The 14,980-nt window shown below is 44.4% G+C and carries 18 protein-coding genes; 14 read left to right on the top strand and 4 right to left on the bottom strand.

Translation table 11 applies throughout. The annotated features are described in order from the left end of the window. Nucleotides 1-164 precede the first annotated feature (164 nt). From ACEYW6_RS22035 to ACEYW6_RS22000, 8 genes are all read left to right on the top strand, one after another. On the top strand, nucleotides 165-1,214 hold the full coding sequence (locus tag ACEYW6_RS22035; protein ID WP_412981430.1) for an SGNH/GDSL hydrolase family protein: 1,050 nt from the start codon (nucleotides 165-167) through the stop codon (nucleotides 1,212-1,214). 804 nt (nucleotides 1,215-2,018) lie between these two features. Next, nucleotides 2,019-2,762, top strand: coding sequence for a CPBP family intramembrane glutamic endopeptidase (locus tag ACEYW6_RS22030; RefSeq protein WP_412981429.1), 744 nt, complete (start codon nucleotides 2,019-2,021; stop codon nucleotides 2,760-2,762). A 28-nt stretch (nucleotides 2,763-2,790) separates the two neighbouring features. After that, the gene (locus tag ACEYW6_RS22025) at nucleotides 2,791-3,582 is read left to right on the top strand and encodes a CPBP family intramembrane glutamic endopeptidase (protein WP_412981428.1); all 792 of its coding nucleotides are present in this window, start codon (nucleotides 2,791-2,793) and stop codon (nucleotides 3,580-3,582) included. Nucleotides 3,583-3,725: 143 nt separating this feature from the next. Then, complete coding sequence (locus tag ACEYW6_RS22020) at nucleotides 3,726-4,013, top strand: hypothetical protein (RefSeq protein ID WP_096646670.1); 288 nt, start codon at nucleotides 3,726-3,728, stop codon at nucleotides 4,011-4,013. A 191-nt stretch (nucleotides 4,014-4,204) separates the two neighbouring features. After that, complete coding sequence (locus ACEYW6_RS22015) at nucleotides 4,205-4,411, top strand: hypothetical protein (RefSeq protein WP_412981427.1); 207 nt, start codon at nucleotides 4,205-4,207, stop codon at nucleotides 4,409-4,411. Between the two features lie 78 nt (nucleotides 4,412-4,489). Next, nucleotides 4,490-4,891, top strand: a complete 402-nt coding sequence (locus tag ACEYW6_RS22010; protein ID WP_412981426.1) for a RidA family protein — start codon at nucleotides 4,490-4,492, stop codon at nucleotides 4,889-4,891. Nucleotides 4,892-4,965: 74 nt separating this feature from the next. Then, nucleotides 4,966-5,220 (top strand): SgcJ/EcaC family oxidoreductase, encoded by a 255-nt coding sequence (locus tag ACEYW6_RS22005; protein WP_412981425.1) that lies wholly within the window; start codon nucleotides 4,966-4,968, stop codon nucleotides 5,218-5,220. A gap of 36 nt (nucleotides 5,221-5,256) precedes the next feature. Beyond that, entirely contained in the window at nucleotides 5,257-5,712 is a 456-nt protein-coding gene (locus ACEYW6_RS22000; RefSeq protein WP_412981424.1) for a peptidoglycan-binding domain-containing protein, read from the top strand. 104 nt (nucleotides 5,713-5,816) lie between these two features. Here ACEYW6_RS22000 and ACEYW6_RS21995 read toward each other — a convergent pair whose 3' ends face one another. Then, nucleotides 5,817-6,026, bottom strand: coding sequence for a hypothetical protein (locus ACEYW6_RS21995; protein ID WP_412981423.1), 210 nt, complete (start codon nucleotides 6,024-6,026; stop codon nucleotides 5,817-5,819). A 45-nt stretch (nucleotides 6,027-6,071) separates the two neighbouring features. Between ACEYW6_RS21995 and ACEYW6_RS21990 the strand changes: the two genes are divergently transcribed. From ACEYW6_RS21990 to cobJ, 5 genes are all read left to right on the top strand, one after another. Further along, on the top strand, nucleotides 6,072-6,329 hold the full coding sequence (locus ACEYW6_RS21990; RefSeq protein WP_412981422.1) for an alpha/beta hydrolase: 258 nt from the start codon (nucleotides 6,072-6,074) through the stop codon (nucleotides 6,327-6,329). 105 nt (nucleotides 6,330-6,434) lie between these two features. Beyond that, nucleotides 6,435-7,076, top strand: coding sequence for an isochorismate family cysteine hydrolase YcaC (gene ycaC / locus ACEYW6_RS21985; RefSeq protein WP_412981421.1), 642 nt, complete (start codon nucleotides 6,435-6,437; stop codon nucleotides 7,074-7,076). Between the two features lie 146 nt (nucleotides 7,077-7,222). Then, on the top strand, nucleotides 7,223-8,806 hold the full coding sequence (locus ACEYW6_RS21980) for an iron uptake porin (RefSeq protein ID WP_412981420.1): 1,584 nt from the start codon (nucleotides 7,223-7,225) through the stop codon (nucleotides 8,804-8,806). 133 nt (nucleotides 8,807-8,939) lie between these two features. Beyond that, the gene (locus tag ACEYW6_RS21975) at nucleotides 8,940-9,239 is read left to right on the top strand and encodes a transposase (RefSeq protein ID WP_412981419.1); all 300 of its coding nucleotides are present in this window, start codon (nucleotides 8,940-8,942) and stop codon (nucleotides 9,237-9,239) included. Nucleotides 9,240-9,457: 218 nt separating this feature from the next. Further along, nucleotides 9,458-11,188: a precorrin-3B C(17)-methyltransferase gene (gene cobJ / locus ACEYW6_RS21970; RefSeq protein ID WP_412981459.1), complete on the top strand. Its 1,731-nt coding sequence runs from the start codon at nucleotides 9,458-9,460 to the stop codon at nucleotides 11,186-11,188. Between the two features lie 1,125 nt (nucleotides 11,189-12,313). Here cobJ and ACEYW6_RS21965 read toward each other — a convergent pair. After that, nucleotides 12,314-13,087 carry a glucosamine-6-phosphate deaminase gene (locus ACEYW6_RS21965; protein ID WP_412981418.1) on the bottom strand — a complete coding sequence of 258 codons (774 nt, stop codon included), beginning with the start codon at nucleotides 13,085-13,087 and terminating at the stop codon, nucleotides 12,314-12,316. A 203-nt stretch (nucleotides 13,088-13,290) separates the two neighbouring features. Between ACEYW6_RS21965 and ACEYW6_RS21960 the strand changes: the two genes are divergently transcribed. Beyond that, nucleotides 13,291-13,977, top strand: coding sequence for an HAD family hydrolase (locus tag ACEYW6_RS21960; protein ID WP_412981417.1), 687 nt, complete (start codon nucleotides 13,291-13,293; stop codon nucleotides 13,975-13,977). 52 nt (nucleotides 13,978-14,029) lie between these two features. Here the strand turns inward: ACEYW6_RS21960 and ACEYW6_RS21955 are convergent, their stop codons facing one another. Both ACEYW6_RS21955 and ACEYW6_RS21950 read right to left on the bottom strand, forming a co-directional pair. Continuing rightward, on the bottom strand, nucleotides 14,030-14,656 hold the full coding sequence (locus ACEYW6_RS21955) for a PadR family transcriptional regulator (protein WP_412981416.1): 627 nt from the start codon (nucleotides 14,654-14,656) through the stop codon (nucleotides 14,030-14,032). 131 nt (nucleotides 14,657-14,787) lie between these two features. Then, complete coding sequence (locus tag ACEYW6_RS21950; protein WP_412981415.1) at nucleotides 14,788-14,979, bottom strand: helix-turn-helix domain-containing protein; 192 nt, start codon at nucleotides 14,977-14,979, stop codon at nucleotides 14,788-14,790. Nucleotide 14,980: the final 1 nt, after the last annotated feature.

The following is a 14,980-nucleotide window of genomic DNA, read 5'->3' as shown; positions in this document are numbered from 1 at the left end:
AAGAATTGCTGTAAAGCCGTGAATTTTTTCGCTTTTACTACGATTTCACTTCGCTTATCGACAATCGTTACTGAACAGAGGAACACCATGAATAAGCATAGTGAATTAAAAGTAAAGGTTACACCTTTGAACATAATTTTAGATATTGGGAAATGCATTGATCTATGCTGAAAAATACAACTTTCAAGACATTTGTTACTGCCACAGTAAGTAGTGCGGCTTTTTTGTGTGTAAGTGTTAATAATGCTTATGCTGCTTCTTTCAACTCTATTTCTCGTATTTATGCTTTTGGTGATAGCTATTCAGATAATGGGGCAGCACTTCGGATTACAACAGCAGCAGTTAACTCTGGGGTGCCTGGAGCATTTATATTCCCCCAAGTAGACGTGTATGACTCTGATGGTCGATGGACAAATAATTCCGGCTTAACATCAGTTGAGGTACTAGCAAAACAAAAAAAATTACAATTAACAGATTATGCTGTGGGTGGTGCAAAAAGCGGTAATGGCAATTTAAGTACTTGGCTTGATAAATATCAAAATACTGGTTTATTCGGTCAAATCGAAGAATATAAAGCAGAAGTTAATCGCGTGCCAGATTCTAAGGGATTATACTTCATTTTTATATCTACAAATGACTTATTAGAAAGGTTTTTTAATAATCAGACTGGTTCGGTCGATGTATTAGCTGATGCTGCTGTTAACAATATTGTTTCTGGAATATCACAACTTGCAGTGCTAGGTGCAGAACAGTTTTTTGTTGTAAATTCTACAGATTTAGCTGCATTACCACTTTTTGAGCAATACTCAGAAGAGGCAGCTAAGTTTACAGATGTTATCAATAAAAGTCTTCCCGGTCAACTCGATACCCTGAATAAGCAATTAGGTGTCGAAGTTGCACTGTATGACCATGTTGCAATTAGCAACAAAATTCGCTCTACCCCAGCGACATTTGGTTTTACCAATATAAATGATGCCTGCAAACTTTTATACACCACTGGGGGGTTAGAGCCTGGTTGTTCAACACCTGATAATTATTATTACTTCGACGAGATTCATCCTACTCGTCGTGTACATCAAATCATTGGTGAAGATATGGCCAATTTCTTAGATACACAGAAAACACCAACTGTTCCTGAACCATCAAATGTTGTAGCTTTGATATCTTGTATAGGTATAATAAGTTTACTACGGCGTAAAGTTCATAGTAGCTAAGGGTATCACCGTGCCAAAGTAGGTTTCATTGTACGCGCTTGTCCCAAACTTATAGCGGTTCTCAGTTGGGTGCAATATAGTAACAGCAGTGCGTGAACCATCCAATAATGTCTTTTTTAGTTACAGCATCTAAGGCATTTGTAATGGCCTTATCTAGGTATTGAGCCGAGATACAAGTAAAAAACAGCAAAATGGTCTGAAAAACCCTGCTGTATATAAGTTTGAACGTTTTTTAAGCGAAAGTAGGATTTTGCCTGAAGATACTTGCAGTCTGAGGGTCAATAATTGCTTTTCGCCAACCCAAGAGTTTAATAAATACTCTGTGGCAGAAGGCTAATATTTTGGGCTATAATCCTTTGCCTGTAATAGTTACAGACAATCCATTGCGAAGGATACTCAAAGTCCTTGCTGTAAAACCTGTAAATAAAATTAATAAATACTCTAGTTTTTGTAGCGATACATACCCAAGATTTACGTTATCCTGCCAATTTTACTTAAAAAATGGCTGAACCCTATATATAGTATGAGTTTCGAGACCATATTGCAGGTTTTTACTTATATCTCGGCTCAATACCAACTGGAACCGTTGTGACCACCCCAGCCCTGCTCACAGTCAGCGCGTTCCACGCAACCTTCCACGCGCTATCGGTGCTGGTTGCAATCCCTGTGTTCCTGGCGATCGCCTACAAGGTGTTCAAACGCGACGAGGTATCCGAACCTGTTTCCCAGAGCGATCGAATTGGTCGTCGGTGATCTCGTCAGTTCGTAAAACCATCAGCAAATGGATCAAAGGAGTTGATCATCATGTCTAAAGTGCCTTCTAACTACTCGCAGCAGTCATGGAAGTCCCCCATCGCGTCCTCGGAGCAGTCTGCACCTAACAAGCCCTCCCGTCCGGGCTGGCTTGAGATCATTGTGGGTCTTGTCGTCTTGGCGATCGTCGGATTCGGGGTTGGCTCGCTACTCAGGCGGCTCGGTCTTGACCCCGTGGTCTACGGACTGATTTTGACTTCGTGGACGGGTGTCGCCACGCTAACCGCGTTCGCGGTGGCTGTGCGGCTGCGGATTCGTTCCCTGAACGCCTTCGGTGTGCGTCCGGTCTCTAAGCGCTGGTTGCTCATTGCGATCGGAGTCGGACTGGTTGCCTTTGTACTCAAGGGATTGGCAGTTCTGGGCTGGATTCAGATCACCGGGAACACCAACAATGTTCAGGGTGTGTACGCAGAGGGCGGTAGCGGCGGAGTACTATCCCTGGTTTTAGCCACGTTGTTCCTCGGTATCGTCACGCCTCTTGGCGAGGAGTTGTTCTTTCGGGGTGTCGTCGCTAACGCGCTGCTGCGCTACGGTTCGTTCATCGGGGTCGTGGGTAGCACCGTGATCTTTGCCCTTTGTCATGGCATCAATATCGTCTTTCCCGCAGCCGTAGTCGCGGGTCTCGCCACTGCCGAGGTCTTCCGCCGCAGCGGCTCGGTCTGGACTGCTGTCATTGTTCACGTCGTTTTCAACTTGCCCACAATTCCGGTGATGGTAGCTGCTGGCATGGGCTGATAGTACGGATCATCTGGAGGTTAAACCAATGGCAATTCTGAAACAATTCGGGATTTTATTTGTATTGGGCAGTGTGGGAATTGTGATGTTCACGATCGCGTCTATTCCTTTAGTCGAGCAACAGTTAGCGAAACTGTCTCCAGAAATGCTGGAAAAAGTGCCGCCATTGTGGATTTTAATGCTTCTGCAAGGACTACAGTATTCAATTCTACTGGCAATCAGCATTCTGGTCGGAATTGGTTGTGCCTATCGTGTTGGATTAAGCTCCCATTTGATTGATCATTGGGTGTTTCACACCGCTAAGTCTCCATCTTTTGCCGTTGAGATGAAGTGGAGCTTGGGTGTGGGTGCAGCGGCGGCGATCGTTCTCTTGTTGCTCGATCAGTTGATGCAACCTGTCCTACCTGAAGCGCTACGGGCAGCCAATAATACAGAGCCAAGTTGGTTGAATTTGCTCACAGCAATGTTCTATGGCGGCATCACTGAGGAAATTTTGATGCGCTGGGGTTTAATGTCGCTGCTTGTTTGGACCGCGTGGAAAGGGCTAAAACAAGGCGTTACGTTGCCAAGTCAAGGGATTTACCAGGGTGCGATCGTTCTAGCCGCGTTGGTATTTGGACTACTACACCTGCCAGCGACTGCCGCGATCGTTCCCCTCACTCCAGTTGTGATTATTCGGGCGTTGTTACTGAATGGGATTGTGGGGATTGCGTTTGGCTGGCTCTTTTGGCAATATTCGCTAGAAGCTGCAATGTTAGCCCATATCAGCTTTCATGCTTTTGCTTCTGTTCTTAGCGCTTTACTGGCAAGGTTGGCTTAAGTTTTGGAATAGATATCGTAGGGCTAGCACTGCCCACAAAGCTTTACCGTGAAAGGTTTTAAAAAGAAAGGTTTTAAAAATGGTGGGCGATGCCCACTACTTGAATTGATGCTCAACTCTACAGTTTTAAGGTGGTAAATCAAATGATTCAGTGCAAAGATTTTGCGCCTCGGATTACTGAACGGGGACCCTTCGGCGGAGCTTCCGATTATGAATCCTTCTCTGAGGTTGTGAGTGAGGTCAATCAGTGGATTGAAAATACAACGATACAGGTGATCAATGTTGAAACCGTTGTTTTACCAGATAGCTTGAAAAGCACAAGTGATGGTGTCTACGGCGTGACAGTCAGTAATGGGGTCTACCCAGTGATGATCAGCCAGGGCGTTACAGTCAATTGCTTTCAATGTGTGCGTGTGTGGTACAGAGAATAAGCTTCACCGGAGAAGAAATAATGAAACGATTTACCTTGTTTACTTTCCTGTACCTCGCGCTGGGAGTTTGTCTAACGGCGATCGCGCTTGGATACCCAAATCTGCCTTCGGGTCTTCAAATAAGCCTGTTCATCAGTGCAGGAGCGTCCTACCTCGTTTGTCTCTTCAGTACCTTCCCATTTTGGCGGGAGATGACAATCCGTTTCTATCGCAGGCGGAATTCAGCGGTCATTCTACCCTGGTTAGTGATTGGAGTGAACATTGTTTGGATGCTCTGGGAAGTTCAGAGTCAGAACTGGGCAATGGCAGCCATTTTACAAGCGTTTTCGCGGCTAATAGTTGTCTTACTGTTTGCAGAAATCATTGTGATTACATGGCAAGTGAATTCTGAACATTAGGGTCTAAATCGGATGATGCCGAAACAAACTCGTTTCAGCAACGCGAGATAGAGTCAAACGTACTACATGAGGAACACCATGAATAAGCCCAAGTTTTTTGTTACCCCTGGTTATGGGGAATATCTGTTAAATCAATTGCATTACTCGCAAGCGGTAAAAATTGACAATCGAGTGGAGATATCAGGGCAAGGCGGCTGGGATGACAATCTGCAAATTACCGAATCGCTTGCAGACGAGATTGCTCAGGCGTTCCGGAACGTCGAGCAAACCTTGGCGATGGCTGGTGCGGGTTGGGAGCATGTGGTTCACGTTAATTCTTACCATGTTGGCGGGTTACCCCCGGAGGTTAACGAAGTGATGTCCAAGCTATTTCGTCATTATATGCCGAACCACGCTCCAATCTGGACACAGGTAGGAGTCGCGGCGCTTGGACTACCCACGATGCGGATTGAAATTCGCGTGACTGCAATTGTTCCGTGAGTTTTGTAAGCGTTAATAACACAATTTATGCTGCTCGAAAACTGGTCTATCACTTAAAAGGAGAACTCAAGAGTGTGAATTCACAAACAGCTCAAACCACCACTAATGCTGACGAGTCGGCAATCCGTGCTTTCCTTCACCAGATGATTGATGCTTGGAATCGAGGTAGCGGGGAAGGCTTTGCTGCCCCGTTCAGCAAAACTGCCGATTTCCTCACGTTCGAGGGCACACATCTCAAGGGTCGAAAAGAAATCGCTGCATTTCATCAGCAAGCGTTACCTCGTTGCAGGTCTCAAAGCGAGTGGAGTAATCACTCCGACGCAAATTGATGCGAAATAAAACCAATCCCCATCAGGAGGACAATCATGAAACTTCAACTCATTTTCGGAGTACTAACGATCGCAACAGGATTGCTCGGAGGTTCATTCACTCATCCCGCGATCGCACACAGCATTCCTCCACAACAAACCTCCCCCATTCTGATCGCCACTGCCTACACTGATTTAACCTTACCTACCTTACGCCAAGGCGATCGCGGCAAAAACGTGCAATTGTTACAGCGCATCCTTCAAGACAATGGCTTTTTAGGAGCCGCAGGTGTGAGGTTAGGCAATCCAAGAGGGGCGATCGTCGATGGCATCTTTGGTGCGGTCACAGTGTCTGCGGTACGCGATCTCCAGAGACGATACAAAATCCCAGTTACAGGGCGAGTTAATCCAACCACCTGGGAAGTCCTGGATATGCACGAAAACCCCTATCGATCGCCGCTTCCCTGGAAACAACAGAACATTACACAACCACAAGCCACAGGAGATTTCTAATGAACCGAAAGATTCTTTCAACCAAAATCACAACCACAATCGCAATCACAATTCTGTTCGGCGTACTCCTACTGTTCAATTTTCCATCCCTGGCTCAAGTCAGTTCACAGGTGATTCCTAGAATCGAAGTGATCGAAAGTTCTGAAGGGATTCCACCCAGCTACCGTTTGGTCATCAGCCTGTCGCAGGACAATGTTTATGTCTTCTGTCCGACTGACTTCGAGCCACAGTTGAACTATCTGCGAAATGTCAAGGCGATTCAATGTAAGCCGTTTATCAGTCCCTAGAAGTAAACCAGTGAGGGGCAACAGCATAACAACTCACACCACTTTGTTGCTTTGAACAGAGGAGAGATTCAGATGTCAGAGAACAATAAAGCAATTTTAGAAGCGGCAAACGCGGCGATCGCCAACATTCGCGGCGGCTCCGAATATGGCAAGGCATGGCACGAAGGCGGCATCAGCCTCGCCAAGACGCTCGGCGCGAGCCTGCTGACCGTCGAGGGCGAACAGCACGGTGTAGCCCTCACCGCCGGCAATGCGTGTGTCAACGACATCCTCGCTGACTACCTCATCGGTCTCAAAATCCCCGCAGACGGCGTTCGCTGCGTCCTTTAGGCGCGTTGGGATACTGAGTCCATCTCGCAACAGCTTACGCCATAAGCTATTTAGAGCATTCTGCAATTCCTCATTCCCAATAACTCAAATTAGGATCAATAACTCATGTCTACATTCAAGTACAACCGGTTAGACAAAAATAATGCTGCGGTGCTGCTGGTCGATCACCAAACTGGACTGTTCTCACTTGTGCGTGATATTGGTGCAGCCGACTTCAAAAATAATGTGTTAGCACTGGCAAGTGCAGCCAAGTTTTTTAACCTGCCTACAGTTTTGACAACTAGCTTTGAGGATGGCCCCAATGGTGTCATCATCCCTGAACTGAAAGAGAAGTTTCCCGATGCTCCCTTTATTCCCCGCCCCGGACAGATCAACGCTTGGGACAACGAGGACTTTGTGAAAGCAGTAGAAGCCACAGGCAAAAAGCAATTAATCATTGCCGGGATTGTCACCGATGTATGTGTTACTTTTTGTGCGCTTTCGGCATTGGAGGCAGGTTATGACGTTTTTGTTGTCACCGATGCCTCTGGAACCTTTGATGAAGCCTGTCGCTATGCAGCTTGGGATCGAATGTCTCGTGCTGGAGTTCAATTGGTCAATTGGTTTAGCGTTGTGTGTGAATTGCACCGTGACTGGCGTAACGATATTGAAGGGCTAGGTAGTCTTTTAGCAGGGTTTATTCCTGACTACAAAAACCTGATGACCAGCTATACAGCAAACTCAAGTGCTGGATCTCCCAGTAAATAATGAGAAAGTGTCTATTTTAGCTCGTGTGTAACTGAGTTGGTATTGTCATCGCTAGGTTATCAACTTTACTTGAAACATAGCGGTGACAACTACTTCTTGGTAAAAAATTGCCGAACAATCTGGTGTCTCTAAGGTGGTTGTTCTCAATGAAACTTTTTTCTCAATTAATTCTCTCGTCATCTCTGATCTTTGGAGTATGCCTTACTCAGCAATGCCTTTCTAGGTCTGCTACTGCCAAAGATACGTTGCCTGAGCAAGTCACATCTGTGAATCAGCTTACTGATGTGCAGCCTACAGATTGGGCATTTCAAGCATTACAAGCCTTCGTTGATCGCTACGACTGCATTGTTGGTTATCCCGATCAAAAATTTCAAGGCAATGTCTTACGACAAGCCGCTTTGCGTCTACGCTCAATCACTCGCTATGAATTTGCTGTCGGGTTGAATGCTTGTCTGGCTCGGCTCAATCAGCTACTAGAAAGTACGACAGCAGATGTGATTAAGAGAGAAGATTTACAAACTTTGCAAAGACTTCAAAAGGAATTTGCAGCAGAACTCTCAATATTGCGTGGACGGGTAGATTCCTTAGCAACACGCACAGATCAATTCGAGTCTCAGCAATTCTCGACGACAACAAAATTTACTGGAGAAGTAGTTTTTGCGGTGAGTGGTGCATTTGGCGATGATAAAGCTGTACCAGCAGGAGAAACACCTGGCTCCAGGGGTAAGGTCGGTGATAATATCATTTTTAGCGATCGCGTGCGGTTGATATTTAACACCAGTTTTACGGGGCAAGATTTACTGAGAATTCGATTTCAGGCTGGCAATATTCCCAACTTTAGGGAAGCCACAGGCACAAATATGGCTCGCCTCAGTTTTGATAGTGATACAGGTAATCAGTTAATTCTCAATCAACTCTATTATCAATTTTCCATCGGGTCTGCTGTTAAGGTGAGTGCGATCGCTCAAGGTACGTTATTTGATGTGGTCGATACCATTAACCCTCTATTGGGAAGTGATGGCAGAGGTTCTATTTCTGCATTTGGGATTCGCAGCCCTATCTATCGTGAAGAAACAGGTGGGACAGGCATTGGTATCAGTTATAACTTCAACTCAGCCATCAATTTGGCACTGGTTTATCTTGCTAGTGAAGCCAACAACCCGACTGCGGGATCTGGATTATTTGATGGTTCCTACTCTGCCCTAGCACAACTGACATTAAAACCTACGAAATCCTTAAGTTTTGGCTTAACCTATGCTCGTTCTTTGAATGCGATCGATATCAGTACAAGTAGTACCATTACCAATGACCCCTTCAATGGAGCCAGTAAAAACATTGTTGGGAATAGCTATAGTCTTGCAGCTTCCTGGCTCGTCAACCCTGCCTTCAGATTAGGGGGCTGGGTAGGATATCTCCAAGCATCGGCACAAGATATCCCCAATGATCCCAGCGCTGAGATTTTTTACTATGCTGTTAATTTTGGATTCCCAGATTTGGGCAAAAAAGGCAATCTATTGGGCTTTGTCTTTGGACAACCCCCCAAAGTAATCAGCAATGAGTTTGGGGTAATAGATCGCAACACCTCATTGCATTTTGAAGCCTTATATCGATTGCAAGTGAACGATAATGTCTCAATTACTCCTGGTGCGGTCGTCATTATCAACCCCGATCACAACAACAATAATGACACCATTTTTGTTGGTACCATTCGGACGACGTTTCAGTTTTAGGGTCTGTACAGGTAAGGTAAGAGCCGTTTTTCTTTTTTAAAGATCAAATTACCTATAACGTTAACGTGAGTTCGACGGATAGAAAAGCCCAAAAAGCTTGCTAGATAAGAATTTACTTAACTGAGCAGACAAAGTGCGATGGCTACGCCCGCCGCAGGCATCGCTACGATTGATTGAGAATCGGGAAAAAAGTCACAAAAAAACTTTGGTAAAACTGATTGACAAGATTTTATTACGCAAACGTGCTGTAATTGAATCGGTCAATGACCATCTGAAAAATATATGTCAAATAGAACACTCCCGCCATCGTAGTCCATTTAACTTTTTGGTTAACTTGATAGCTGGTTTAGCTGCTTATACCTATTTGCCTAAAAAACCTTCGATTAACATTTACCCAAAAGATTTGCCTGCTCTACCTCCTGCCATTTTTTAATTCCGTCGAACTCACGTTGATTTATAACCAGCTAAAGTAATTAGCGCGTAGGCGTAAAGCCTGCGGCATAGCTACGCTTAGGGCGTAGCCTCTCGAAGAGTTGCCCGTCGTAGACATTGCACTCTGAAATTCCCAAGCTTGTAAACGGGAAGTCACTGTATGTCTAAATCTGTGGTTTCATTTGAAGGATATCAGATTTTGCAAGATATCTACTTATGATGATGAACGTTGCACCCGCGATTGTAGTACTAGGTCAAAATAGCGTCACAGTAGCACGCAAAATCATTACTATCCTACCAGGGGCGACACTATACGGTCTAGCGGGTCGCACATCTGGAGTTGATGTCAGCTTTACTAACTTTGGCGAGACGCTGCGCGAGCTATTTGCCCAAGGAACGCCGCTAATTGGCATTTGTGCCGCTGGTATTTTAATTAGGACGCTAGCTCCCCTACTCTCGGATAAACAGCAGGAACCACCAGTGTTGGCTGTGGCTGAAGATGGTAGTGCTGTTGTCCCCCTCTTGGGCGGACTTGGTGGGGTAAACGATTTGGCCCGCCGCATTGCCGAAGCGCTTGATGTTAAACCTGCAATTACAACTACAGGTGATTTACGTTTGGGTACAACGCTCTTGTCTCCTCCCCCCGGATACCGTTTAGCAAACCCAGACGATGCTAAGAAATTTATTTCAGATGTGCTAGCTGGGGCAGAAGTCAGACTAGAAGGCATAGCGCCTTGGTTGAGCGATAGTAAATTACCCATAAATCCCAATGGAGATTTGACCATCCAAGTTACGGAACGTTTGGTAACTCCTACAGCCAACTGTCTTGTGTATCACCCAAAAACTGTAGCGATCGCAATTAGTGACATCATTGATGATGCAGTAGCTTTAGTACAGCAGCTACTAGCTGATGCCAAACTAGAAAGAGCATCAGTCGCCGGGATATTTGCACCTATCACCGCCGCAGCTGATCCCGCAATCCACGCAGTCTCTAGCGCCTTGGGAGTGCCTGCCCGCTTTTTTACCCCAAATCAGCTAGAAAGTCTGTTAACACAAGGTTATAGCCCCGCCCAAGCAGTTGTGATCGCGGCCACAGGCACATCCCCCTTATCTTCCTCATCTCCCCACATAGCGATCGCTATTGCCCCTCAACCAATTGACCCCAACACCATCGGTCAACCACGCGGACGATTAGCGATTATTGGCACGGGCCCCGGTGGATCGCAATGGATGTCTCCAGAAGTCAAGGAGATACTCAAGTCGGCAACTGACCTAGTGGGTTACAAAACTTATTTGGATTTAGTCGGTTCTCTGGCTGATGGCAAGCAACGGCATGAGTCCGACAACCGCGAAGAAGAAGCACGGGCGAAAATGGCCCTTGATTTGGCCGCATCTGGGCGATATGTAGCTGTAGTTTCATCTGGTGACCCAGGTATCTATGCAATGGCAACAGCAGTATTTGAAGTATGCGATCGCTATGCCAAGCCCGAATGGGACAATATCGATATTCATGTAGCACCAGGGATCTCAGCCATGCAGGCAGCAGCAGCAGCCATTGGTGCGCCTCTTGGACATGACTTCTGTGCTATCTCCCTCTCTGACATTTTGAAACCTTGGTCTGCGATCGAACAACGAATTGCGGCTGCTGCCGAGGCTGATTTTGTAATTGCTTTCTACAATCCTGTTTCCAAAGAGCGTACCTGGCAACTGGCAGAAGCGAGAAATATTTTGCTGCGACATAGAACACCGGATACCCCAGTAGTGTTGGCGCGAAATCTCGGCAGACCAGGACAGGCGGTGAAAGTGATCACACTTGACCAGTTAGCACCAGCAACCGCTGATATGCGGACAATTATTCTCGTTGGTTCCACAAAAACCCGAACCATCAAGCGCCGCGATGGTAATATCTGGGTTTATACGCCGCGTCGCTATACAGAAAAGCAGGCATAAGCACTTTTTTAAATCCACTTTTCTAAGCGATCGCATAATAAAACCCCAGGATTGGGAATTCATTCCTGGGGCTGTTATACCTGACCACCTTTACCTTTTTAATGCAAAAATCTTGTAAATCCTTACTTTTTAAAAGACATATATATCTGTGTTATGTCCAAATATAATTACATAAGTTAGTAAATTTGTGGTAGTCTTAATCTCTGTTGCGGGGAATAATAAGAAATATTTTGACACAATTTAATAGCTATTATTGAAGTATCTTAAACAAGATATAATTCAAGTAATTATGTCTATTAAAATAGTTCAAGTGACTTGATTTTTTTTGGCGAATCAACAACAATAAAAACATCATGATTCATACATGATTGTAGCCGAAAAAAGTGACAGAAGCCCTTAGTTAAGTCCGCGAAAGCGGACTTTTTTATATTGATAGCGGTTTCCATTCAGATGCGGTACAACATATCGTGAGGTGTAGGAATACGGCAGTACCCATTGGTGGCAACTTAAACTAAAACTCCTTTAAAGCCTTGTTCCCAGCTAGAGGAGCGAAATGCTCATCATTGCAACTCAAGAGGCGGCAGCCCTCCCAGTCGGAGACTCTTGACGAGACAATCTCTAAGCCATGCTTTTAAATATCTACAATTATTTAACTAATTAGCCTAACTAGATAGAACTAAATTATATAGCTACAGACCGAAGTCTTACTAGATTATGGGTAAATAGACAAGATGCACGCTACAAAGAATTATAGAAAATTTCAAAATTACCAATCATTTAAAAATTTAGTAGTTTTCTAATTTCTTAAAACTATAAATAATAAACATAATTACAACAATTTTGTCCAAGTATTTAACATTAGAAAATTGATGGTATAAATTTGCTCAAAAATTAGGGTAGGCGCAAGGATCTTATGCTATTAAGGCATCACATCAGGCAACACCTAAAGCATATAATTGTATACAGCAGTTTTTGTTTGCATGAAGTACAAAATCACAGATTTTGAGGAAGGAGAAAGAATAATAATTTCTGTTTCGAGTTCTTGGTTTTGTACCTCATTTAGTTGCAAACTGCTGTAACTCGCCGTTCGCGTAATCAGCTTGAATTGGAGTCCTTAATCCCTCTTCACGACAGCAAACTAGCAGAATTGACATCCAACAATAACGTCGCTTGAGGTTGTTGACGGAGAATAGAAGCCGGACAGTTTGTACTTATAGCTCCTTGCAACATCTCTTTTACCACATTCGCTTTACGTTTTTCTGGAGCAAGACAGAGAATTTTTTTGGCTGAACAAATCGTCGGGATGGTGACAGTAAAAGCATACTGTGGGACAGTTTCTAGATCCGGAAAGTGACCTGTGCTTACTTGTTGCTGACGGTTCACTGTATCCAGTTTTACTAGTTTTACACTGTAAGGATCTTGAAAATTTACTACTGCTGGATCATTAAAAGCCAAATGTCCATTTTCGCCAACACCAAGACAGCATAAGTCAATTGGTTGTGCTTGCAGTAGTTTAGTGTAGCGATCGCACTCTGTTACTGGTTGCAATGTATCACCTTCTATATAGTGAAATTGCTTAGGAGCAACCCGTTTCTCTACACGTTCTCGCATATAGCGCCGGAAACTCGCAGAATGGTCAGCCGTAATTCCCAAATATTCATCTAGATGGAACAGAATAATCCTTGACCAATCTACACCACCCAATGCAATCAAAGCATCGAGAAATTTAAGTTGTGAGTTACCTGTTGCTAACAATACAGCGGCTGTATCTTGTTGTTTGAGAACTTGCTGTAAATGCTTTTGTGCGATTTTGGCAACATCCTGGGCCATTTCGACTTCAGAGTTGTAAATCTGCACTAGTAAATCATCAACGCGAAAAAAGTTTGTAGCGGCTAGCATTTGCTTACACAGAAGGTTATCAATTATACGGCACTTTGTTGAGAAGCTCTACCTGTCTGCCTTTACATGGCTTATCCAGTATAGATTTTAGGATTTAGCGCGACTTTTTGCCCTGTATTAACCAAGGAATAATCACTAAGAATAAAAAACGATGTAAACTATTTAAATTAAGTTAACAATTATTTACATTTTACCAAACAATCATGCTAACTGCAATTCTCTTTGACCTAGACGGCACTATTGTTAATACTGACCCCATACACTACCGAGCTTGGCAGGAAATGCTGTTAAATTACAGCATAAAAATTGACGAAACATTTTATAAATCCCGAATTAGTGGGCGGCTAAATCCAGAAATTGTTAAGGATATTCTGCCACAATTATCAACAGTAGAAGGACAAAAATTTGCAGACAAAAAAGAGGCACTTTTCCGCAAACTCGCCCCTCATCTAAAACCGTTGAGTGGATTTTCTGAACTATTAGAATGGACAGATACACATAATTTAAAACGTGCATTAGTTACTAATGCCCCTAGATTAAATGCAGAATTTATGCTAGACGTTTTGGGAATCAAAGAAGCTTTCCATACAGTTGTTGTAGCGGATGATTGTATTGCAGGTAAACCTGACCCTGCACCCTACCAAGTCGCCCTGAATAAGTTGGGGATTACAGCAGAGGAAGCGATCGCTTTAGAAGACTCTCCCTCTGGAATTCGGGCGGCGGTGGGCGCAGATATCCGCACTATTGGTATAGCGTCAACCCACGATCCCCAAGTTTTACAGGAAATCGGCGCATTTATGGCAATTCCAGATTTTACTGATTTGCAGTTGTGGACATTGCTCAACTCACTTATTGAACAAGATTTAAGTGCGATCGCTTCTAACTTATAAGCGCAAAATCTGAGAATATTGAGAGTAGAGATGCAAGTTTTTGCCTCTCTACTTATTTTTGAGCCAAAATTGCGTAAATTTCCCGTTTAACTTGCTCTAATAGCTCACGCACCCGATTTATTCGCTCCACATTGCCACTACGAGCCACCTGCACCACAACAGCAGCTAATTCTGTTGCAGCATTTCGCAACTCAATAAACTCTTGGGGCTTACCTGTCACGAAACTTTTGACGGTATCCCAAGGAGTATCTGAAGTTTCTTGTTGGGCACGTTCTGCCAAAAGTTGTCTACCTTCATCGGTGATCGTGTAAATCCGCTTGCCACCTTCCTGGGCGCTCTTAAGATAACCACCTTCCTCCAGCAATTGGAGTGTTGGATACACTGAGCCAGGACTGAGGCGACGGAAACCACCGTAGCGAGTTTCCGCATCTTTGATCAGGTCGTAACCATGACTAGGATGCTCAGATAACAATTCCAGCAGGATGAACTTGATATCACCCCGACGAGTTCGATATTCATCTCCCCAACCACGACCAAACATTTCATTACCTAAGTGTTTGCCATGATCTCTACCATGATGCTTGCCATGCCCAAACCAAGACTTGACAAACAATGAATCATCTTCGCTAACTCCTGCCCATGCAGGTGTCCCAAAGCGCGATCGAAAGTGTCTAAACATAAATCAATTTCAAATCAACTTTCTCTAATATACGATATATCGGAATATATCGCGATATATCGGAATAGAATTTTGATGAAGATTTTTGAAGTAAGCAATTGTGCCAACGCAAAGCTGATATAGGTCTACGCTTAGGCTGTGCGTAAACGTTCAATATCCCTTATCGGCGGCGCACCGAACATACGGGAATATTCGCGGCTGAACTGTGAGGGACTTTCATAACCCACCTGATAGGCAGCATTGGCCGCATCGGAGTTTTCAGCAAGCATCAGGCGACGTGCTTCCAACAGTCTTAATTGCTTTTGATATTGAAGCGGACTCATC

Origin of the sequence: Nostoc sp. UIC 10607, from assembly GCF_047228265.1 — a bacterium.
Classification (GTDB): Bacteria; Cyanobacteriota; Cyanobacteriia; order Cyanobacteriales; family Nostocaceae; genus Nostoc; species Nostoc foliaceum_A.
This window is presented reverse-complemented; position numbering and strand designations above follow the sequence as displayed.